This is a genomic window from Marivirga tractuosa DSM 4126 (genome assembly GCF_000183425.1).
Lineage (GTDB): Bacteria > Bacteroidota > Bacteroidia > Cytophagales > Cyclobacteriaceae > Marivirga > Marivirga tractuosa.
Genome location: NC_014759.1, coordinates 330,953 through 353,289, shown reverse-complemented (window position 1 = coordinate 353,289; position 22,337 = coordinate 330,953). Strand labels below are relative to the sequence as shown.

Sequence of the window (22,337 nt, the reverse complement as noted above, 5' to 3'; positions counted from 1 at the left end):
CTAAAAAACATCCTTTAATTTCCATTTTATCATACTTAGGTATAATTGAGCTCCTTAAAATTGTAAAAGCATTAGCAATACAAGAAGAAGTCGAATTCGACCCAGAGATGAAAATGACATTATAGGGCAAAAGAAAGTAATTGCGTGGAGATTTTATGCGGAAATGTTTAATAACTCTTTGTTTAGGTTTTAGTCAAAATAATGTAAACTCTTCATAATCACATAGATTCCTATCAGATTGATATAGGAACTTCTGCATTTAAAATTACCGTAAAGTAAGCACATTCATTTAGTTTTTTCACAACTAAATCGTTTAAAATTCGTTAAAACTCAATTTTTATTACTATAGTACAGCTAAACATCCAATTAGTTATATTAAATGCAAAAAATATCGATTTTAATTCATATTCAGTTTAAAAAGTACATTGCAATCAACACTTAAGATTTTAAAAAACTTGCGGATTTTCTTTTAACTATTTATTTCTTAGCGCAAATAAATCCACTACTTTTGCAGCCAATCAAAATTTCAAGAAAATAGTAATGAAAAAATTATCGATTTATTTAATGCTTTTGTTGACTGCCTTTTTATTTGCAAGCTGCGGTGAAGAGGAAGAAGAAATAGTAGAAGAAAGAGACAATATCAGCTTTTATGGTGATACTGAGTTGGCTTTCACCAATGCCGCTGTTGGCGATGGTGGTATGTATGAAGACTATCATTCAACAAGTATTTTCTTGTCGGATGTTGATCTGAGTGACGGGCCGGATAATATTAATATTAATAATGGCGACTCTTTCATCGCTATATTCTTCGCTTCCACAGCTGAGCATCCTGATGCTATTGAATATACTGAAATTAAGTCTACTGATTCATCAACTGAAGAAAGTATGTTTGAAGGTGGCAATCTAAAGTATCAACATGATGCAGACAATCCTGGCCCAGCTTTAAATGTAGAATCAGGTTCTGTTAATTTAATAGAATATGACTTTTCAGCTAAGACCATTGAGCTGGAATACGAATTTGAACTGGAAGACGGTAAAACTTCAAAAGGTTATTACAAAGGCAGTTTTGCATTTTTAGGTGAAGTAGGGTAAATTTTCAGAAAATATTTAACCCGCAAGGTTTTTGAAACCTTGCGGGTTTTTTATCAACCTTATAAAAAATTCGAGATATGTTAAAAAACACCATTAAGCTATTCCTAATGGGAACTGCTATTATTTTTGCAGCCTGTACTGAAGACCCAGATACTAATCCTAAAGAAGAATTAGTAGTAGATTTTGAAATTTCTGTTAACCAAGATACAGCACCTGCAGAAGTAAGCATAACCAACAAAACAACAGGTGCTACTGCCTACAACTGGTCATTTGCTGGAGGAAATCCTGAAAATTCAACAGAAGAAAACCCAGCTACAATTAAGTATACTGAAGCTGGAGATTTTTCCATTAGCTTGGAAGCTTCAAATGAAGCTGATCAAGAAACGGTCACTAAGTCTTTCAGTTTGAATGAACAGTTAATGGCTGATTTCGAAATTTCCCTGAGCAGTGAATCCGCTCCTACAGAAGTGACGATAACGAATAATTCAAAAGCTGCCAGTTCATATAGTTGGACATTTTCTGGTGGAAATCCTTCTAGTTCAACAGAAGAAAACCCTTCCATAATTTATTATGCTGAAAAAGGAGATTATAGTATTGATCTGGAGGTTTCGGACGGAACAGAAACCAAAATTATTTCAAAAACTTTCAGTTTAGAAGAACAATTAGTAGCTGATTTCAATTTCTCTTTAAGCAGTGATAAAGCACCTGCTGAGTTAAGCATTACCAATAATTCCATTGGAGCTAATGAATACAATTGGACATTTTCTGGTGGTGATCCGGAAAATTCAACAGATGAGAATCCGGGTACAGTAAATTATACTCAAAATGGTAATTTTACTGTGGAGTTGGAGGTTTCGAATGGCACGGCTACCGAAACCCTCTCCAAAAACTTTACTTTAAGCACTAATGAGATCACTACTTACGAAAACATTACTTTAGGGGGTCGCGATCAGGAATCTACCATGGGTTCCGTCTTTTCAACCGCCTTGGGTGAAATCATTAAAAGTGGAGAAATAACAGCTGAAAATGGTGCTAACATTGACATTGTTTTTGTGGGAATTTCCGGTTTAAGGTTTTTCGAGACCCCAATAGACGCAAGCGGCTGGGGCTTAACAGAAATTCCAAATGCCACTAACACTGAAGTGATCAACTATATGGAATCGAGTTCCATTGATTTTTCAGTGGAAACATTTGATACTATGACGGATGATTCCGCACTCAGAGACTTAACTATTGAAGCGGATGATGAAAGCTTTCCGACTGATGGTTTACCAAGAATCGTTTTATTTGAAAACGCAGCAGGTAAAAAAGGGGTTATTAAGATTACTGATATTGTATCGGGGTCTGGCGGCAGCATTACCTTTGATTTGAAGGTTCAGAAATAAGCATACTTAGCACGCGAGAAATCGCGTGCTTTTTTTTAGTTTAATATACTTAAATGATGTAAGAACAAGACAGTAAGGTCGGGATTCTTTTAATGTGTAAACCAAAAACAACATGGAACTCTTGGGAATAATATTTACTCTTTTCTCTGTCCTTATTGGTATAGCCATTTACTCTAAAGGGTTCCTCAAAAAAGCATTAGATTGGATGAACACAAGGTATTTGCACTTTTGTCAATCATCCCTTGATCAGTCCAAACGACCAACTAATCAAAACTTTAAAACCAGTGGTTTTTGGTTTTAGCATTTTTTTAATGGCTCTCGCTAGTCTCCTTCTACAGTGGTGGGGAGAAAATGATAAAGATATACAACAACTTTCCTTTGCATGGTTTGCTACTATTGCCTTTTGTGGACTTGTGCTTATTCCTAGTCAAGAGTTCGTAAGAAGGGCACAAGATATGGTAAAAATGCTGTTTCGTACTGCAAAATGGACTGCCTTAGTCCTGGCTGGTATCATTGCTTCCGTACTATTTGTTTTTACTGCTCTTGGCAAAGTGGTCACTCAACAAGAACTTCAAGAGGTCATAACCCTCTATTCAACTTCTTTAGCTGGTGCATTGATTTTTGCTGCGGTAATCTTATATGCATCAATTATTGGGCTTCCATTTATACTTCAAAAAATATTCCTTCTGCTTGTTAGAAAAACGATAGACTTCACACTCAAAAAGGAACGTAATAACCCTATCAGTATCCCTATACTGTTTATTTCTATCGTCATTACACTGATCACTTTCATCTCTTACATGATAGGTAAAATAGCCTAAGAATGGCTTGAAAGTACCCCCTTATCCTGCCATGCTCTGTATTGTAGCTTGAATATCTTGATAATACAATCTTTATATAAGTTACCATGCAGAGCATGGCGGGAACTGGGGGCAGCATTACCTTTGATTTGAAGGTTCAGAAATAGGCTTATGCAGTACGCAAGAAATTGGGTGCTTTTCTTATTTTTTACATGAAATTATTAATTCCTATTCTGATCTTTCTCATCATCAGGGTTTTTGAACCCATTTAATATATACTTTATTCCATCCCATTTATTTGATTGATAAGACAAATTATCAAAGGTTTTAAGACCTTTGGTATCAATTAATAATAAGGCTATGGGACTAAGCATAAAGAATATCCCTAATAAAACGAACAAAACAAATACAGCATATAATAGAAAAGTACCTATTGATGAGGTACTGCCATTAACAAGGTATTCATCTCCTATTTTAAGCAGTTGCCATCCTTTTTTTTCTTCCCAAACACCTATAATCCCTTTATTAGAAATATCCTTAAAATAAGAATCATCCAACTCAAAAGGGATTCTTTCTAAAAGTTTAGTAGTATCTATTTCTAAGACATTATAGAACTTTACCTTAGCAGTTTCCCAGTCCTGTGTTCTTCTTCTAATTACTGTACTGCCCCAGGATTTATCATTTGAAAATCTCAACCGATAACGAATCACATCTTGGTAGGATTTGCCCATAACATTTCTGTCACCAAAATCAATTTTAAAATCTTCTATGTAATCGATAGTATTATCTTGATCCTTTTCTCTTTGGATTATACTCCAAATGGTACTACCTAACACAAAGGCAAACATTACCCCTCCAAAAAATGTGTAAGCCAAGTTAAAGAAATAGCGGCTTTTAGAGGTTTCCTTTTTCATTCAGATTCTTTTTCAAAAATGTGAAGTACTCCTTTATTAGTCCTTATGTAAAGTCTATCATCTGTAGCTTGTGGGGCTTCTGATAAACCACCTGTATCTTCAAGTTGCTGGCTCCATATTATTTGGCCTGTTGCCACTTCCATTACACCTACATGAGTAGGCGTCACATATTGCCAGCCTTTGTCAGCTACAAAATAAATATGTCCATTATATAGGCTATTACTCATAAAGCGAATCTGATGCTCACGATCTTCCTTAAAGTAATCTTTGATAATTTTCACTTCATAAGTTTCAAAGTTGATCTGAAGGAGTCTTTGATTGCTCAACCAAACAAGCTTATTATCAAAAATGTGTGCAGAATGGTTGTCATTATAAAAAATACCTTGTGGCAAAGGATAATCTTTATTTAAGTGAACAATTTGTACCTGTTCACCACTATTTACGTTTAAAAAAAGAAAAGTGGCATTACTTAATTGTGTAATTAACTGATTTTTATAAATGCCAATGAAGTGTTTTACTTCGTACTGATTTACCTCCTTATTAGATTGATTAAACGTACCTAATGATAGAAGATCATACTGCCATAATTGATTTTTATTTGGTTCAGTAAAACTAAGAGCCTTAACTAGATTATTATTAAAATAATAAATTAGCTTACCATCTACAAAATATTTTTTTAATTTTCCTGCAATCAAATTGTGATTATTAAATAAGGTGCTTTTTAAAACTCTATCATACCAGATAAATTCAGATTTATTAATAATATGATAAATGTTAGCATTATCCTTTCTTAGAATTAGATTCCCATCATAATCATAAAATGAATTCTGGCTTCTATTTGTAAAGACATGTATCAATTCTAATTCAAAATTAATACCCCAATAATTACTAATCGTGACAATTTTTCTATCTGGATCTTGAAAAATATGATTATTTTTAATGAAATAGCAATTCTTATCAACCACATCATAATCACCAACATTTTCAATACTTTTATAAATTTTTAATTTCATTTAATCCGCTTTTAAAAAACTGTAGACTTCACTGTCTAAATCATCAGCGTATTCAATAAAATCAGAGACATCCTCAATATCATCTCCAAATAATTGCTTTACCTTAACAATACCCAAGCCACCATCATCTATCGGTTTAAACCAATCATCAGCCTTATCTAAGAATAACCCTCTAAAAGCTTCTTTAACTTGCCCTATATCAGACTTTTGTGCATTAAATATATATTTCAATTCATTTAAGTCGTTTGTATTTTTTAAATATCGTAAAAATTGGGTGTAAGAATTACCTGAACCAGTAAAAAACGAATTCCATGGATTAGGGTTGTCAGGTGTCCAACTTTTAAATTCATACAAGGTGTTTTCTACCAAAACATCTGCACGGTTTAAAATATCATCAGCATACCTAAATTCAAATTCTGTCAGATTTGTAAACTCATTTGGATATCTTTTCATGTAATCAATCATATGGTTAACAGCATCTCGATTATTTATATTACTTCTTAATCCAGAATATACGGTTTCAATACCAGGTTTAGCTTCAAATTGTGAAATGTACTCTAAATTATCCAACAATTCATCCATAAGAGGAATTCTTTCAACACCAGAATTACCGCAGGTACCACACCTTAAATCATTATTGGCCGCTAAGATATCATTCAATTCTTGTTCCCATGTGTTTTCCTTTGCTTGCCTGAAGTTTGAATTGGACATCATCAATTCTGATAATTTTTCCAAGGTTTGTGGATCTTTAGCAAATTGGGTGCTTCCTGAATTATTTGAAATAGAATTACGAACAACCCCCGTTCCCGCCATGCTCCGCATGGTGGTCCTGATTGCTCATACTACATCATCAGACGCACAGTTTACATCCCTTTTTCCTCTATACAAAATTTCAAATTGCTGACGATACAATCTTTATATAACTTCCTTGTAAATACACTTAAACAAGTTATCAGGATAGTTATCGTGCAAAACTCACAAATTACTAGCCTTTAGGATTTTGAAACTTACAGCTCGCCATTACTATGGCATAAATTCTACTCCTATACTATAAAGATAAAACATTTTTTGAAAAATAGCCGACCACCATGCAGAGCAAGGCGGGAACGGGGTTGTGATGGTGATTATGGACCTAGATCATGTCAGAGATTATTTTCATTATGGATCATTTTATGTAGATCCTACTGATTTAGAAACCACCACTCCTATTCTATTTTTCACCCGTTTCATCACGCATTATTGCACACCTATCTTTGTGCTTTTAGTGGGCACTTCTGCCTCTCTCGATGGCAGTAAAAATCAAAACCAGAATTATTCAAATTCTTATTTACGCAGTGCCTGTGGCTGGTTTTTCTTGAGAATACGATTTCAGAAGCAGTAACTGCCGTCTATCTTAATCTCATCATCACCAATAAGGTCATCATTTGTAAAAAGTATTGGTGAACAAGAATGTTAGAAAAAATCAGAGTGCAAGATGAGAAAGCAAAGCCAATACTGGAAACTGTTCTTCCTACTAGAAAATTAGTGAGTTGGATTCCCTTGCAGTGAATTTAGGCGGAGTTAGATTGTACTGCATCAGCAAGCATCAAGCTGACTTACTAAATTAAAAAATTCGCTGTAAAAATTGAAAATTGAGCACCTGTGTGAAATTCATGATGACTTGCTGCAGCATAACTGCTACATTACCATGCCAAAACTACCAATATTTAATGGTTATAAAAACAAAAAGCCATCCGCAAAACTGCGAATGGCTTTAAAGAATGAGCCTCCTGTCGGGATCGAACCAACGACCTACTGATTACAAGTCAGTAAGTATCAGTACTAAAAACAACATAAATGGCTTTATATGGCTTTAAAAAAGGTTTTATATTTCGTATGAAACCGTAATAAATCGCATAAAACTACACTTTATGCGCAAATTTTGTGCACAAAAATTAATCATATCTTTGTTATAATTATGCATTAAATTCATTTAAATTTACATTTATGGGTATTGGTAGAAACCTGAAATTTACTACCCTATGTGCAAATTTTACTAAAAGTACAAAATTATGTTGAAAACTAGCGTATCAGTAACTTTAGATAAGAGAAGACCTAAGAAAAACGGCTTCTATCCTATTATTTTTAGACTCAATCATTATGATAAGAATACTAGTATTAGTTCTAAGCATGACATTGATGATAAGTATTGGGATTTCACCAATAAGAAAGTCAAAAAGGGATGCCCTCAATTTAGCAGTACCAGCGCATTCAATAATTTTTTGGTGAGCAAGCTTAGTGATTTTTCAAATGAAATCCTTCGACTTGAGAGCTTAGGACGTTTGGAAAGTATGTCAATTCAGGATGTTAAAAAAGCCATTACTAGAGACAAAAAAGATGTGCAATTTTATGCTTATACCACAGAATGGATTGAGGATCTTAAAAATACAGGAAGAAAAGGTTATGCAAGAACTTTCGATGATTTAATAAGGGAGTTGAAAATATTCACTGAGAACAAGGATTTTTCCTTCAGAGAACTAAATTATGAGTTTCTTAAGAAATTCGATACATTCTATTTGTCACGAGGCACTACTTCATTAAATAGTTTAGCTGTTTACATGAGAAGTATCAGGGTTATTTGTAACAGAGCCATAAAAGATGGAATTATGGATGAGCAACAATATCCTTTTAAAAACTACCAAATCAGAACCACTCCTACCGCAAAAAGAGCTATAGATTTTAAATATTTAGAAAAAATAATTGAGTTGGATTTAGAACCATCCAATCCATTATTTCACGTAAGAAACTATTTCCTACTTAGTTTCTATTTACAAGGCAGACCATTCATAGATCTAGTATACTTAGAAAAGAAATTCATTAAGAATGGTCGATTAAAGTTTTTCCGCACCAAAACGAATCAACCTTTAGATATTAAACTATCTCCACAGGTACAAGAAATTGTCGACTACTATAAAACACATAATCCAGATTCAGATTATATACTTCCTGTTCTTACTAAAGAAAATGAAGCTGATAAAAGAGATCAATACCAGCACGCTTTAGGAAATTATAATAAAAAATTGAAAAAATTAGCTAAGCTAGTTGGTATTCAAGAAAGCTTGACCTCATATGTTGCTCGACACTCTTTTGCAACAATTGCAAATAACATGGGACTATCAGTTTCTGCTATCAGTCAAATGCTGGCGCATACTTCCATTAAAACCACACAAGTTTATCTGGATAAATTAAAAGCAAGTCAGCTTGATCATTTTACCGATAGGATTATTAGAGGTGGTAAATGAAATTGCAGTTTTAATGGAATCTAAAGCTTAATCAATCTTTATATTTATTTTGTTACATAGTTTCTAATTAAGATTTTAAGCTAAGAAGTTGCAATTATCATGAGAATAAAAAGTGAATTCATATCCGCAATAATGTACACATTAACCAAAAAAAGAAAGATTGAATATAAACAGGTTTTGGTTTCCGATGACCTTGATTGACAAATATAATGGATGTTTTATAAAACACATCCTAAAAATGCAGGAGTCGGTCGAAAAGTAGGTAGGTTTTGAGAGTGTCATTTGAAATCCAGCTCTATACCAAACTTTACGAGCTTTTATAAATCAAATCTATATAGGGGAAAATTTTAGCTCTTTTTATTTTTTAGGGCAGTATTTCAGGCTATGAGATCTCATCTTGCCAAGCCAGCCGGGCGAAAGTATGGTAAAAAGTGAGTCAGGTGTCTGTCAGGGCATGAAAAGCTTATTATTTTGTGGAATGACTAATTTTAAAGTACAAATGTTTCAAGTTTATAAGGCATTTCAACAAAATCAGTTTCGTTGACCTCTGAACCATATTTTATTCAGAATGATTTTTGGCGCTATTTTCTATTAATAAATTCCACCGTATTGTAATTAGTTTTTTTGATATCCTTCTGTATCTCTCATCTTTTGATTCTTCTACTTGGTCAAATAGCAGTCTAATTGGGAGAATTGCTAGGATAATCACTATAATAATTAATAGAATTTTGAATCCAAGATTAGATGCTTCCAGAATCTTTTCACCATTCTCAAGTCTGTATAGTGCAGCCAAAAATTGATTCCAAAAAGGAATTAAAAAAAGAAGAATGAGTCCTCCAATATATTTCGCCATTTCCGTTAGTATTTTTTGGCCAGCTTTTTTATCAAAGTATTCTGAATATTCTTGTAGCAAATCAGTGTTTAGTTGGCTATCTGATGATAAAGTAGTTTTCTTTATAACTTCATATGATTTTTTGAGTTGGTACTCTTCATAGGATTCATTAGCCCAATGTCTGAAGAATTTATTGTTCGGCTGCACCTGATGATTACTGATTTCTGGTAATTTGTTCTTTGCATGAGGGTTGATTTTTAAATAGAAAAATATCAATCCAAAAAGAAACCATATCAAAGTATAAATTAGTAAGATAAATGAATTTTTATCTAAAATCGGAATTAAAAAGGATGGGAGGAGAGATATCATCCACAGAGTAATGAAAGGATTTAACCATCTTCTTCGGAATTTATTGTCAAATATTCGTTCTTGAAGATTGTTTTTCCTAAATTCTGATTCTAAGATATGTGCGATGTCTCTCATAATGTTACTAAAGATTATTATTGCGCTTATACAACATTGCCTTTATTTTCTTTTTGTCAAAGCTGAAATATATTCAACTATTGGTATGTCAAATCCGAAATTCACAAATGCATTTTTTGAGCCTAAGTTTTTGTCAATCATTGGACTAGCGACACTTAGATTTGTAGATAATCCATTAAAAAATGTTAATCCAACTCCTGTCCCAAATACTGCATACGGACTAAATTAGGAATACTTTCTCAGAGCTGGATCTAATGAAAGAAATCTTCCAATTGCTGGATTGTAAATCCTTGCTCCATAATCATAAGCAGTCATCCTTTTCCTTTACGTTGAAGCCGTACCTATAGTCCCCGCTGTTAAAGCTCCTACCCGGCATGGCCACCCATGCTTCATGCGTATTCTTATCACTTTGCATCAAAAACTTCTATAGTCTATCAATTAAGAATAAGTGTATTTATAAAAACGGCCATAAACTACAATTTTCTATTAGAGGTATTTTAATATCTTGAAATGAAAGAAATTAACTTCCTTATCTCATATTTCAATGCTATTGCAGGTAATATTATAGAACCAAATATCAATAAAAGACTAATCACAGTTATTAAATTAAAAAAGTTACCTGAAACGAATAGAAGAATAAATATTAATAAATTAAAGCATAAGAAAAATAATAAAAAAACATGTACGAATCTATGAAATTTTGCTTCCATTTCAATTTTTACACTGTTTTCATTTTCAGTTATTTTTCCTTCTATGATCGGTATAAATGAATTAGCACCATTTTTGAGAATTCTTCTTATCATAAATTTATCACCTTCTATAATTCCCTCAAATTCAAATTTTGTTTTAGGTTTTCTTATACCAAACAAACCAAAATCTTTAGTTCTTAAAACATTAGATTTTAAATAATGTCTAAATTCAGTCGGTTTCCTTTTTCTGCTTATTTTAAATTTAGTTCTAAAGAAATATAAATCAATCATTTAATTTTTCAATATTTTCGTCAATTATATCAATTGTTTTGTTGAAATTTTCTAATTCTTTATATATAATGTCTAGCCCATCTAAATCAATTGCTCCTGTTGGTACATTACTCGAAAACTGATAAGGCGCCAGCATAGGATAAGACTTCGTCAACGGGCCAACACTCAAGAACTTTGCAATCCCCGGGTTGTAGATCCTAAAGTCGAAATCGTAGGTCGTCATGCTGCCGAACTCCCCTTCCTGGTCCTTTTCCTTGCCATTAAAGCCGTAGCGGTAATCACTGCCGTTAAAGCTCCTTCCCGGCATGGCCATCCCGAAGGCGTAGTAGTCGGTCACCGAGGCCACTTCTGCCGTGTAGCTGCCGTCCGTTGCCTTGAGGCGGTCAGTCACCACGGCCCTTACGTTGCCCAGGTGGTCCTTGAGCTCGTACTGCTTCAGCCCCTTATGCCTTTTATAGTAAAATGGCTTGTGTTTAATTCCATCAACAAGCTGGTAGTTCCAACCGTAGATTTGATATCATTATTTATGACCATAGTGTTTCTATAATGTAAAAAAAATATATTTATCATGAATTTATAATTTCTTTAATTTTCAATAGTGTGCTATCACCATCACACTCTATTAGGTTTATTTTATAATCTTTAACATATTTCTTTATTAAATCAATATTTATATCATTTTTAATCTTAGATACATTTTGACTAAAAAAAACAAATATATATCATCAATATTGGATACCGAATATAAATATTTGCAAGACTTCAATTGCTCTATGTTCAATGGAAATCCAAATACTAAACAGTTTTCTATATTTTTTTTACTCTTAATTTTAATTGCTCCCCATAGTAATTCAATTATTTTTGAATTGGGTATAGTTTTGCCCTCAATTATCTGTTGAGAAAGCTCTTTTTCAATAATTAACTGTTCTCTTAGTAAATCAACTGTATTTATTATAATTGTATTATAACTTATAATATTCCTTACCTTTTCAATTAGATTAATGGAAGGTGGTCCATAAAATAATAATAATTTCATCTTCTTAATTTGAACTTGGTGTGAAGGTAACGTTAATTGTATTCTTTGTTTCTTCCACTATTGGCTTTCCTCCAAATCCTGCTTCTTGTGCTGCTCTTCCAGTTGGAGTATTTAATGCCGCTTCTTCCATAGACATTTTATCTTCATTTCTATATTTTTTATAAACTTCGTAGTTTGTCGAAGGGCTACCATTATAATCTGACTTCCAAGTACCCTTTATTAAACTAGGGTCCCATTTATTAACTGACTCTTCTACAACTGATTTCAGAACACCTTGTCCCCTCATTGATTCTGGAACTGTTATATCAAGTTCTAATACAGAACCACCTTCAGTCAAGGAGGCGGTTCCTATATTAACATCATTTGCATAAACCATATTAAAATCGTCAGCCCCTTCAAAAACTTTTCTTAATTTCACATTTCCATTAAATGTTCTCACAATTGCTTTTTGAGCAAGGTCTTCAATTCCTGGAAAAAGTGGGACACCCGCTAACTCTTCAATTATTTCTTCTGCTACAAACAATGTTAAGATTGGTGATGCTAAAACTGCTATCTCCTCAAGAGATGTTTCTAATTCAGCTCTTATCCTAGCATCCATTGGAGAAATACCATCCTCAATGAATTTCTTTTCTTTAGCTTGTACAGTCGCAATTCTTGACAAAGTTAAAGGTCTCAAAATAAATGGTCTAAAATACTCCAACCCATCTAAATCAATCCCATCAATTGGCCTATTACTCGCAAACTGATAAGGCGTCAACATCGGGTAACTTTTCGTCAAAGGATCGACACTCAGGAACTTTGCAATCCCCGGGTTGTAAATCCTGAAGCCGTAATCGTAGGTTGTCATGCTGCCGAACTCCCCCTTCTGGTCCTTTTCCTTACCGTTGAAGCCATAGCGGTAGTCCGCACCATTAAAACCCCTTCCCGGCATGCTCATCCCGAAGGCGTAGTAGTCGCTCACCGAAGCCACCTCGGCCGCGTAGCTGCCGTCCGCTTTCTTCAGGCGGTCGCTCACCACGGCCCTTACGTTGCCCAGATGGTCCTTGAGCTCGTACTGCTTCAGCCCCAGCATGCGCTCAAAATAGATCGGGTCCTCGTGCGGCTTCTCCAACCTGTGCAGCCTGCCGGCCGGTACCTCGCCCGTCAGCGTCCCTTCCGGCAAGAGGTAAGCGTCCTCGGTGAGCACATCGCCCTCTACGGCATAAAGCCCGTCATTGCCCTTCTCTGCCACCCATAGCTGCCCCGAGCTGTTGCCCAACAGGCGCGCCTCATCGCCAAGGCTTTCCGCATAGCTGTACTGCTGCCCGGTCGAGAGCTGCAGGCGGTGCAGTCGGTGGCCGTCCGTAAGGCTTGCCTGCGTATAGTAAAGGGCATCGTTGTGGTCTCCGAACTGAAGGCTCAGCCCTCTTTGCGGAAGGACATTCTCAATGCGCTTGACAAAGTTCATCGGCCGGTCCTCCGGGTTTTCGCTCTCCAGCTGGTAGAGATCCCAGGCCAGCCCGCCCTCTGCCAGTTGATTGACCTGGTCCGTTGTTCCTTGATGGCTCATGACCGCCAAGAGGTTGCCATCAGGGCTCAGCTGCAGGTAACTTTCCAGCCCGCTGTTGATGCTTTTCCAAGGGCCTTCGTAGGTGGTCACCAAACTCAGGTCGGCTCCCAGCTTAAAGCCTTTCACCCGTGCCTGGTTGGCATTGCCGCCCTGCAGCTCCAGGGTATAGCCGTAGAACTGTTCTTCTGCCGGTTGACGGCTATCGCTCACGATCGCCAGTGCCGCGAGATAATCCCCTTCCAGCAGTACATTATTGGCCGAGGCCACATCGCCTTTCGGCTCTGTTTCCGTTCCGTTGCCTGCTGCTGCCATGTCTATTATATGGTAATACCAACCGCCCGTTGTATTGGGTGCTATCAGCAGGTACTCCTCATCTGTGCCCGGTCTTCTAAAGCCCACCGCCTGGCCTTCCGAGAGGATGTCAAGGCTTCCGCCCGATGGCATCAGGTTGCCGTCCGCATCGGTGAGCAAGGCCACATGCTCGCTGCTGTTCATTTCATCGGCCACCGCAAGGCTGAACTGCAGGTCCCCCGAGCTGTTGGTTACCGTGCCCATCAACCCAAAACCGGTCGCCCCGCCCAGTGCATTGACCGCACCGAGCCCTTCATTCCCTTCTCCCAATTGGGCAAGGCTCACGCCCCTGCTGCCAGTCGATACGCCCACATGATAGTGGTTACCTCCCGCTGTGTACAGTTCATCAACTCCTAGCTGGTAAGGGGCCAGCCCGTCCAGGTTCCTGATGCGCCTCATGGCTAGGCCGTTGCCCTTGCGAAGCCCTATCCGGTCGCTGCCATAGATAAACTGCTCGTCCAAGCGGAGCACTTCGTCATGGCCGCCCTCTATGGCCTCTTCCCTTTCGCGGTAGGTGGCCATCACGTTGCCGCTGGCATCCCGCACATAATAAGTGCTTTCCGGTGCGCCCGATGGGCCGGTCACGTCCTTACGGATACGGTTGCCGCTGCCGTCATAGAGGAAGGACACCTCGCTGCCGTCCTCTTTCAAGATACGAGATACTTTTCCGTAGGTCGTCCATTCTATGGAGGTGATGCCCTCCGATTCATCGGCTATCAGGTTGCCTATCTCGTCATAGCTGTAGTTGCCGCTGCCCTGGTTGTCCACGTCCATGTCCCAATCTTCATCGGCTATGGCATCGCTCACGTACTGCAACTGGTTATTACCCGCTCCATAGTGATAGGTCAGCCTGTCCATGGCGGAAGATTGCCCTTCCGCGGCAAACCCGTCCCGTTCCAGGCTCATGATATTGCCGTTGGCATCATAGCTATAGCTTGTCGCATAGTCCTGAGTAGCAGTCCAGCTGTCGCTTTCCCACTTGCTCATCTGACTGCCCTTTAGTCGGTTGAGCTTATCATAGCTATAATTATAACCAATGCGGTGCTCATAGTCCAGCATGTCCCCGTCCGGACGGGCCGTGTTCAGGCTCCAAGCCGCTATATTGCCGTTGTAGAGGTCTTTTCCATCGGCTATTGCCAGCGAGGTCGCATTGGCCGCATAATTGTCGTTCTGGTAATCCCCGCTAAAATAGTTCAGCGTCATGCCGAACACGTCACGCCCTACCTGGTTGTTGCCGTCATGCCCAGGATCGGCCGCAGTGCTCAGCCCGGGGTTGTTTACCGATTTCAGCCATCCCTGCAGGGTATATACATAATCCAGTCCCTGTACCTTGTCCTCGCCCAGCACGCTGCGTTTCAAGGGGCCGTGGTCATAATATTCATAGCGCCCATCGGTATCCCACAACACGCCATCTTTGGAGGTCTTCACGGCCGTTATCCGGTTGTCGGCATCATATTCATAGGCATGGTAGAAGGCGTCCGGGCGCCCTGCATTGTAGGCCACTTCTTTTACATTGCCGCTCACCAGGTCATATTCATAGGCCATCGTTTTCCTGCCCATGCCCGGGATGTCCTGCACCATCCATTTCACGTTGCCGTGGGCGTCATAACTGTAGTAGGTACTGCTGACCTGGCCGGCCTGATGGTGCGCCACATAGCTCACCCGGTTGATCAGGTTCTCCTGCACTTCTCCCCGGTAGCTTAGCTGGGGATCGCCCCCGTAGTAGGTCTGTGTTTGTTCTTCCAGTCCATAGCCCGCACCAGGGAAAGCCGGGTCTGCCGCCAATGAGGATTGATCGGCCTTTAGTGCCGCCCAACTGTTGTAGTCCCCCTGTAGGGTGGCACGCCCTACTTCTATGATACGGCCCAAACGGTCGTATTTACTATAGGAAAAAGTACCGTCCGCTGCCTGGCGGGCGTTCTGTGAAAAACGCAGCTGCCCTTCATTATTGTAGATAAAATCGGTCTCGCCCCCGTCCGGGCTTTCTTGGTGGACGAGCTGTCCCAAACTGTTGTAGGAATAGCTAGTCACCAGTTCGTGGGCCGGCAATTGATCGGCACTTTCCGCTGCGCTGCCGTCCAATAGGTTCACCCCTTTCGGTGGAACCGTTTTGACCAGGTTGCCCGAGCGGTCATAATAGTAAAGCGTATAATGATAGGCCCCGTCTGTATACCTCATGCTCACCTCGTCATGCACATGGTCCTTGGAAAGGCAGAACGACTCCACGGCCGAACGCTGCATGCCCGTCATCCTGGCCACGCATTCTGTGCCGGCCTGACGTATCTCCTGCTGTAGGTTGGAGGCCGCTACCGAGGCCTGCAGGTTATCGCTTATTTCTTCTTGCTCCTCTTCTTCCGTCTCGCTTGCATAGGTCTGCCAGCTAAAGGAAAGTTCATAGCTGCGCGGCACGGAAGGCTGTTCCACCAAGGTGGGCGCGGACTCGTTCTCGCAGCCCGCACTGTTGCGCACACGAACAATATACTCGTGCCCCGATTTGACCTCGCTCAGGGTGTTGGTCACGCTGACCAGCCCGCCCTCGCTTACCGCTTTTTGGGTACCCACCAGGTTCTCCTTTGTTTCCTCTACTATCTGGATGGAGCCGTTGCTGAACTCCATCTTTTTGATCACCTGCAGCTGTACCCACTCAAAGGTATAGGTCTCCCCCGCAGTGGTATTCTCAAGGCTGGCCGCGATCTCACAGTCAAGGGAAGCCTCGTCCGGTGCCTCTATTGCCGGTACAGACAGCTCTTCGCCCCCTGCTATGGTAAAATCTATTGTCTCTTCATAGTCCACGCACTGACGGTTGTCCTTTACTTTCAAATAGTAATCGCCAGGGGACAGCCCATCGGCCGAGGATTCCCTGGATATCAGTTCGTCCGAACTGTCGTACCAATAATAGCGGTAAGGGGCCTGCCCGCCCGATACTTTCGCCACGGCACGACCGTCCTCGTCTCCCAGACAAGTTTCCGCATCGCTCTCCAGGCTTACCTCAAGGGTGGAGCTCCTTACTTCTATGTTGCGCTCTTCTATGGCACACAATACATAAGGGCCTTCCGATATACTGCTCCGCATTATATAATGGCCTACCGCAACGTCCTCGAAAAGGGCCTGCTCCCCGCTCTGGGCGGATACAAGGGTTTCTTCCCCCGTTCTTTTGTCCACGCTGTAGAGGCTATAGCTGGCAAGTTGTGCGGTGGAAGTACAATTGGTGATCCCACTTATGCCCGCTCCTATGTCTATTTTTTGTTCGTCATAGCACTTCTGGTAGATCCCTCCTGCCTCGTTCAGGCTTATTTGTGGGCGGGCCTCCTTCAATTGGAGCGGAGCCGGATCGGTCCCGCAGTCTATGCCGTTCTCTTCTATGTATATATATAATTGGTCGTTGCCCGTATAGCTGGCCTGTCCGCTAAAGACATGCGCATCATTGTAGGCATAGGCGTCCGTGGCAGAGCTGTATATCTCTTGGCCAAGATCGTCCTCGATGCGGATCCCGTAATTTGTAAGCTCCATGGCCCCCTCCAATGTCAGGCGCCTCCTGTTTACCCGGAAATTAAAGTTGAGTTCGTAGGGGTCGCCCGTTGTCAGCCCGCAAGGTATGTCGCTTAGGCACGATATGGCGGTAACAGGCCCACCGTTGAGGACATCTATCCGTTTTCTGGGTGCGGTACAGCCGTTCGCATCCAAAATGCTCAGGTAATACCGTCCCTGGGGAAGGTCGCTTATCGCCTGTGCCTCCCCGTCCTGTACTTCTGTCCCCGTACGGTACAGCTCGTTGCCTTTTCTAAGCTCATAGCCAAAGGGCGCCTGGCCGATGGCCGTTGAGGTCACCGTAAAGCCGATGCTGCCATCTTCTGCCCCCTGACAGCTGGTCGGAATGGCCTTTGCCGTGAAACTTGGCAGGTCGAAGAGGTCCTCTCCTGTAAAGGTCAGGCTGTTGCCGCTCAGGGCCCCGCAGGACGAGGGGTCTATTACCCTTACGCTGTATTCGCCCAGTTTACTGCCGTTCAGGGAGGTCGTCAGGGTCGGCTGGCTCGTTGAGGCAAACATCTCCCCGCCACGGAGCCACTCATAGCGGTAAACGCCCGGCTTCTGGTTTTCCACTTCTGCCTCTAGCGATATGCTGGAGCCCGGACAGACCGGAAAGGTGGTGGTGGTACTGATGCTTGCCTGTGGGTAGGAAAGGTCTATGTTCATCGTATAGTCGCCCTGGCCCGTGGTCGCCACTATCGGGCACACTTCGTCATTGGTCACACAGGTCGCCTGTCCGTTCATCGTAGTCCGCGCCTCAAAATACAGGCTCGTCCCCGATACCAAGAGGTCGCCCAGCGATACGTCCATCGTCAGCGTCTTCGTCTCGGAGGCCGATAGAAAACCTGCCGAAAGGTCCCATCTCAATACTTCCTGCCCTTCCTCGCTGCGTTTTTGCACCGAGCCAAAGCCTCCGCTGTGACCGTTATAGCTCAGGCCGGGCGGGAGCTTTACCTCCAAACGGTTCGGTGAGGTGGGGCCGCTGCCACGGTTCTCCACCGTCAGGTCCAGTTGCGTGCTGCCGTTGCATACCGTGAAGGCATCCGCTGACAGGCTCATGAACAGCTCGTCCAGGGGCATTTCCCTGAGCTTGATCTTGCGCTGGTCCTTTAACTGTATGTAGTCCTGGCAGTTGGTATAGCCCTCTACCGCAAATTTTATCGCCTCCCCCGGATCCGCATCACAGCCGTCCACTACCTGAAAATCAAGCGTCACGCTGTTGTTGGGGAAGTCTCGGTAGCCCGGCAGGAAACCGCTGAAACCGTTGCCCGAGGTAGGGAGCATCTTGCTCAAATCCCACTCTATGCCGGTATTGCCGTCCGGAAGTGTTACAGTGCTGATCGCTGCGGCAGGTATGGCCACGGGGCTCTCCCCGTTCAGTGCATGGGTAAAACTGGCCGGCTGGCTTTCGTCAAGGCGCATCCCTTTCGGAAGGTTGATGCTGAACTTTAAATCGAACATATCGGCATACTTCGAGCTCAACAGGGTCGCACGGAACGGAACGCCCTCGCAAAGCTCTGTCTCCGTGGGGCCCAGCTTTTCCACCTGCCACTGAAGGTTAGCCGTCTTGTACCTTATCTCCAACTCCTCTTCCTGGATTGGGATCTCGCAGTCCTGGGGAAGGTCCTTGATGCTCCCAGTGTGCCCGCTGACCTCCGGGTATCCATCGCAGCTCCAGCTCCCGTAAAGGTCCAGCTTGCGCGTCACATCGTCCTCGCAGTTGCGGTAGCCAGCCTCTACTGTATAATATTGACACTCGTTGTTGTCGATGTCCGACAGCTTTACCATCATATATTTGCCACGGCCCGCAAGCTCACCAAAGCTCCCATCATAGACAGGCCCGTAAAACTCCACCTCCAACGCATTGCCCTCGTTGTCAGTCGCACCCGTCAATATCGTGCTGTTGTCACCCTCGCGCAACTCCACCGAACTGTACACGTTCGACATGTAGTACCGGCTATGGTAGCTGTTGTCGCACAACTGAACCGGCCAGCTTACCTGACGGCTGTAGGCCTCCTGCGTCTTGTTCGCAGTCAACTCAAGATTGGCGTTCTTCATGTAATATATCGAAGAATGATTCGTAAATAAATTATCTTCAAACTTTGATTGATCATTTAGATACAGCTTGGATAGGTAGGTGACTTTTGATTCAATATTAAATGTTTTATACCTACCTAGATTAAGCTCAATTTCGTTAATATCCCCACAGTCTTCAATTATTTTTCCTGTCAAATAACTTTCCCGATTAAAAAAGGATACCGGATAATCATCAGTGAAATTTACAACAAGGTGATGCTTATCAATTTTTGTGATATTGGACTCAGGAACGATCCTGCCCTGAAAGGTAAAAGGGACAGACTCGTCCCTTTTAAAGCCAAAAGGAATCTGTACATCTATGGATTGAATAAATTCGGTAGGCCTGTGTTCTCCAGGAAAAACTAAACTTGATTCAGTAAACCTTGCACCTGCTAAACGGGTAATCCTAAAGTTATCGGTACTACATACATAATAAGAACCGACACCATGATCCCTGAAATAGGGTTTTATATAAGAAAAATTTTCTGGCTTGTAATTACAGCTAAACTCAATGCCTGAATCTTCCCCGGCAATTAAACGTCCCTGCAATCCTTCTAAACTATAATTTCCAGCTGTGTTATCTAGGAAAGCTAAAGATGAATTGGTGTTAAATGCTATTATGGTTTCAGTTTCAAAATTATTGCCTTGATCCGAGAAATAGCTTGTTGGTATTAAAAATTCATAGCTTATCCGACCATCTACAGTATTGATCTCTGGCTCTAGATCAGAAATATCAATGATTTCTCCCGCAATTTTAAGCTGGCTATTATTAAAGTTTTCCAGAGCAGGCAAACCATCAAATATATCAGCATGTTCGAACTGCACTTTAAAATAATCAGCGGTCATGGAAGCATTAATATCGGCATTGATACTTATGGCTACTTCATCTCCTGGCAGACCTGCCTTTAAATTATATTTTGGGTCTTCTGGGTCAATTTGTTGAGCTGTACCAATTAAAATATCTTCATAGTTAATATTTCTATTTACGTAACCGAGGGTTTTTCGTGTCAATGAAAAATCTGAAGTTTCAAGAGGGCTACATGTCCCACAGGTATAAGATACTGTATAAGAATTACAGGCAATTTGCATCCGCTCCTCTGGGCAGTTGGCATCGATAACATAATAATAATCAAAAAGAATGTCTTCAGCATCTGAAAAGTACTCTGTGCCATCACTACAATTGTACCTTAAATCAATTCCATAGGTTATATGAGATCTATAATCATTACTTGGCAGAACAGTGACCTTGTTTCCGTTTATTACATAATCTTCCGGGGCAATATCTTGAATATAGCTTCTATTGGTGTTGGGCATCCAATATATTCTTTCTACTAAGAAGCCCTCCGGTAATGTGAAATCGGCCTGATAGCCTCCGTTAGAAGTATTAAACCCAGCTATATATCCATTAAAATTTGTCCTATAATAAAATTCAATATTACCAGTCTGATTATCTGCATAATAACCAGTTCCACTTGCAGACTCTCCCTGATTATTTCCATTACTATACCTTAAATTAAAATCAGTATACTTACTTTGATTACAATGATTGAAATAATACATTCGACTTGAAATCTTATTGCTCAATATCCTCCCCTTATTACAGTTTTGATAATCACTTGGCATGCTATTATCCGAAAGTATAATCTGTAGATATACTCCGCTGCCTACCGCCACATCATCATAAAAACCGTCAGAATCTAAATCGTCAAACCCACCGGGACCGTCTGGATCCGAAGTGAAAAAATCCCTAAAATTAATTTGATAAGTGTACTGTGCCGGGGCTTTGTTTAGTATTTTTGTAAATGAACCATCGTTAATATAAGGTGATAAATCTACAATTGTACCTGATTCAGTTATTAAATTAAATTCCGCTATAGTACTTATTGATTCATTTATTGTCGTAGTAAACCGAATATCCTTTGTTATGTCCAGAGCTTTTATCTCATTGCCAATACCCTCATTAAAGATACCAAATTCAAAAATCATTTCATCATTGGGATTGCATATATCCGCATCCTTAACAACTTCATTTTTCTTCACAAATCCAGGACTTCCCTGTGGTACAGTGATGTATGTACTGAAGTTAGCCTCTTGGTCACCTTCATTGCAATAGTTCGGCCCACAGCCCCACCTTGCCTGATAGTCCGTCCTGATCGACCCGTTGCAATTCACCAACTGCACCTCGTCCATTAGGCGGATTCGTTCACCCCTGCTGTACATTCCGTCTCCATTACTGTCAAAATAACTCAGCTCTTCCACGTCAAGGGAATAGACCGCAAGTTCGGGGGTTGATAATTCCTCATTTCTTTCCACCGCCTGTACCTTCTCGTTGTTCGCGTTGATGATGTACAGCCCCAATACTGTCACATCACCGGTATAGTTGATCCCAAAGTCCACGCGCCTGGTGCCACCAAAGCCCTCGTTGTTAATTTCTATGATCCGGTTGATCGGGGTGAGCTTAAAATGAGTGGTAAGGTTAATGTATTCCTCTGGTACACCTATCTCCAGGTCAGGCGCGCTCACGTTGTAGGAATCAGATCCCTCGAATTCTTCCACCTGATAATCGGTCTCCGCCATGGTGTAGGTGGCCGAGGCATTGTTGTTCACAAATCCTTCCGATGGGTTATCAAAATTGTCCTCTATATAACTTAATAAGTTGCAATCCGCTGTGGCTTGAAAGCTGAACTCTACGGTGCTCTCCCCTGCCAGTACCTCGCCATCGCCCAATGCAAATAATGGTGAGTTGGAGGTGGAAGTGGAAACAAACCCCAAATCCCCCGTAACGCTTCCCATTACATAAGAAAGTCCGGCAGGAAGACCAGGGTCTATCTGAAATGACCCCACTGCCTCGGTGCCCTTGTTCTCTATGCGGATTGTAAAAGGACTCTGCCCTTCACAAACTTGCACAGTGGTGGGCGTGAATGTGGTGATCTCCACGTCCTGACCCTTAACTACTTGAATAAAAAAAATGAAAAATAGTAAGAAAAGTCCTTTTTTACGGATCATAATTGATAAAG

The 22,337-nt window shown here is 41.0% G+C and carries 13 protein-coding genes; 5 read left to right on the top strand and 8 right to left on the bottom strand.

Annotated elements, in window-relative coordinates; genetic code table 11:
• Nucleotides 1-540 precede the first annotated feature (540 nt).
• The 3 genes from FTRAC_RS01330 to FTRAC_RS01320 all read left to right on the top strand — a co-directional run bounded on the left by FTRAC_RS01330 (nt 541) and on the right by FTRAC_RS01320 (nt 3,298).
• Entirely contained in the window at nt 541-1,092 is a 552-nt protein-coding gene (locus FTRAC_RS01330) for a hypothetical protein (RefSeq protein WP_013452421.1), read from the top strand.
• A 77-nt stretch (nt 1,093-1,169) separates the two neighbouring features.
• Nucleotides 1,170-2,477 (top strand): PKD domain-containing protein, encoded by a 1,308-nt coding sequence (locus FTRAC_RS01325; RefSeq protein ID WP_013452420.1) that lies wholly within the window; start codon nt 1,170-1,172, stop codon nt 2,475-2,477.
• Between the two features lie 311 nt (nt 2,478-2,788).
• Nucleotides 2,789-3,298 (top strand): hypothetical protein, encoded by a 510-nt coding sequence (locus tag FTRAC_RS01320; protein ID WP_013452419.1) that lies wholly within the window; start codon nt 2,789-2,791, stop codon nt 3,296-3,298.
• Between the two features lie 200 nt (nt 3,299-3,498).
• On the opposite strand, the gene FTRAC_RS01315 is transcribed toward FTRAC_RS01320, so the two are convergent.
• Genes FTRAC_RS01315 through FTRAC_RS01305 form a run of 3 tightly spaced genes read right to left on the bottom strand, consistent with a single transcriptional unit; the run spans nt 3,499 to nt 6,026 of the window.
• Nucleotides 3,499-4,191 carry a hypothetical protein gene (locus FTRAC_RS01315; RefSeq protein ID WP_013452418.1) on the bottom strand — a complete coding sequence of 231 codons (693 nt, stop codon included), beginning with the start codon at nt 4,189-4,191 and terminating at the stop codon, nt 3,499-3,501.
• Nucleotides 4,188-5,204: a hypothetical protein gene (locus tag FTRAC_RS01310; protein WP_013452417.1), complete on the bottom strand. Its 1,017-nt coding sequence runs from the start codon at nt 5,202-5,204 to the stop codon at nt 4,188-4,190. Before FTRAC_RS01310 ends, FTRAC_RS01315 begins: the two co-directional genes overlap by 4 nt.
• Entirely contained in the window at nt 5,205-6,026 is an 822-nt protein-coding gene (locus tag FTRAC_RS01305; RefSeq protein WP_041649387.1) for a hypothetical protein, read from the bottom strand.
• Nucleotides 6,027-6,330: 304 nt separating this feature from the next.
• Here FTRAC_RS01305 and FTRAC_RS01300 point away from each other — a divergent pair, with 304 nt between their 5' ends.
• The gene (locus tag FTRAC_RS01300; protein WP_041649385.1) at nt 6,331-6,585 is read left to right on the top strand and encodes a hypothetical protein; all 255 of its coding nucleotides are present in this window, start codon (nt 6,331-6,333) and stop codon (nt 6,583-6,585) included.
• 670 nt (nt 6,586-7,255) lie between these two features.
• Nucleotides 7,256-8,485, top strand: coding sequence for a site-specific integrase (locus FTRAC_RS01295; protein WP_013452415.1), 1,230 nt, complete (start codon nt 7,256-7,258; stop codon nt 8,483-8,485).
• 559 nt (nt 8,486-9,044) lie between these two features.
• On the opposite strand, the gene FTRAC_RS01290 is transcribed toward FTRAC_RS01295, so the two are convergent.
• From FTRAC_RS01290 to FTRAC_RS01265, 5 genes are all read right to left on the bottom strand, one after another.
• Entirely contained in the window at nt 9,045-9,800 is a 756-nt protein-coding gene (locus tag FTRAC_RS01290) for a hypothetical protein (protein ID WP_013452414.1), read from the bottom strand.
• 497 nt (nt 9,801-10,297) lie between these two features.
• Nucleotides 10,298-10,780 carry a hypothetical protein gene (locus tag FTRAC_RS01280; protein ID WP_013452413.1) on the bottom strand — a complete coding sequence of 161 codons (483 nt, stop codon included), beginning with the start codon at nt 10,778-10,780 and terminating at the stop codon, nt 10,298-10,300.
• Nucleotides 10,773-11,171: an RHS repeat-associated core domain-containing protein gene (locus tag FTRAC_RS01275; protein WP_148230024.1), complete on the bottom strand. Its 399-nt coding sequence runs from the start codon at nt 11,169-11,171 to the stop codon at nt 10,773-10,775. The genes FTRAC_RS01280 and FTRAC_RS01275 overlap by 8 nt, the downstream gene beginning before the upstream one ends.
• Before the next feature lie 279 nt (nt 11,172-11,450).
• Complete coding sequence (locus FTRAC_RS01270; protein WP_013452411.1) at nt 11,451-11,816, bottom strand: nucleoside-triphosphate--adenylate kinase; 366 nt, start codon at nt 11,814-11,816, stop codon at nt 11,451-11,453.
• A 4-nt stretch (nt 11,817-11,820) separates the two neighbouring features.
• Nucleotides 11,821-22,326, bottom strand: coding sequence for an RHS repeat-associated core domain-containing protein (locus FTRAC_RS01265; RefSeq protein WP_013452410.1), 10,506 nt, complete (start codon nt 22,324-22,326; stop codon nt 11,821-11,823).
• Nucleotides 22,327-22,337 lie beyond the last annotated feature (11 nt).

What these genes read in the sequence shown, in the direction of transcription:
- FTRAC_RS01330 (WP_013452421.1), top strand. Translation starts at nt 541, where the DNA reads ATGAAAAAATTATCGATTTATTTAATGCTTTTGTTGACTGCCTTTTTA.
- FTRAC_RS01325 (WP_013452420.1), top strand. Translation starts at nt 1,170, where the DNA reads ATGTTAAAAAACACCATTAAGCTATTCCTAATGGGAACTGCTATTATT.
- FTRAC_RS01320 (WP_013452419.1), top strand. Translation starts at nt 2,789, where the DNA reads ATGGCTCTCGCTAGTCTCCTTCTACAGTGGTGGGGAGAAAATGATAAA.
- FTRAC_RS01315 (WP_013452418.1), bottom strand. Translation starts at nt 4,191, where the DNA reads ATGAAAAAGGAAACCTCTAAAAGCCGCTATTTCTTTAACTTGGCTTAC.
- FTRAC_RS01310 (WP_013452417.1), bottom strand. Translation starts at nt 5,204, where the DNA reads ATGAAATTAAAAATTTATAAAAGTATTGAAAATGTTGGTGATTATGAT.
- FTRAC_RS01305 (WP_041649387.1), bottom strand. Translation starts at nt 6,026, where the DNA reads ATGCGGAGCATGGCGGGAACGGGGGTTGTTCGTAATTCTATTTCAAAT.
- FTRAC_RS01300 (WP_041649385.1), top strand. Translation starts at nt 6,331, where the DNA reads ATGGACCTAGATCATGTCAGAGATTATTTTCATTATGGATCATTTTAT.
- FTRAC_RS01295 (WP_013452415.1), top strand. Translation starts at nt 7,256, where the DNA reads ATGTTGAAAACTAGCGTATCAGTAACTTTAGATAAGAGAAGACCTAAG.
- FTRAC_RS01290 (WP_013452414.1), bottom strand. Translation starts at nt 9,800, where the DNA reads ATGAGAGACATCGCACATATCTTAGAATCAGAATTTAGGAAAAACAAT.
- FTRAC_RS01280 (WP_013452413.1), bottom strand. Translation starts at nt 10,780, where the DNA reads ATGATTGATTTATATTTCTTTAGAACTAAATTTAAAATAAGCAGAAAA.
- FTRAC_RS01270 (WP_013452411.1), bottom strand. Translation starts at nt 11,816, where the DNA reads ATGAAATTATTATTATTTTATGGACCACCTTCCATTAATCTAATTGAA.
- FTRAC_RS01265 (WP_013452410.1), bottom strand. Translation starts at nt 22,326, where the DNA reads ATGATCCGTAAAAAAGGACTTTTCTTACTATTTTTCATTTTTTTTATT.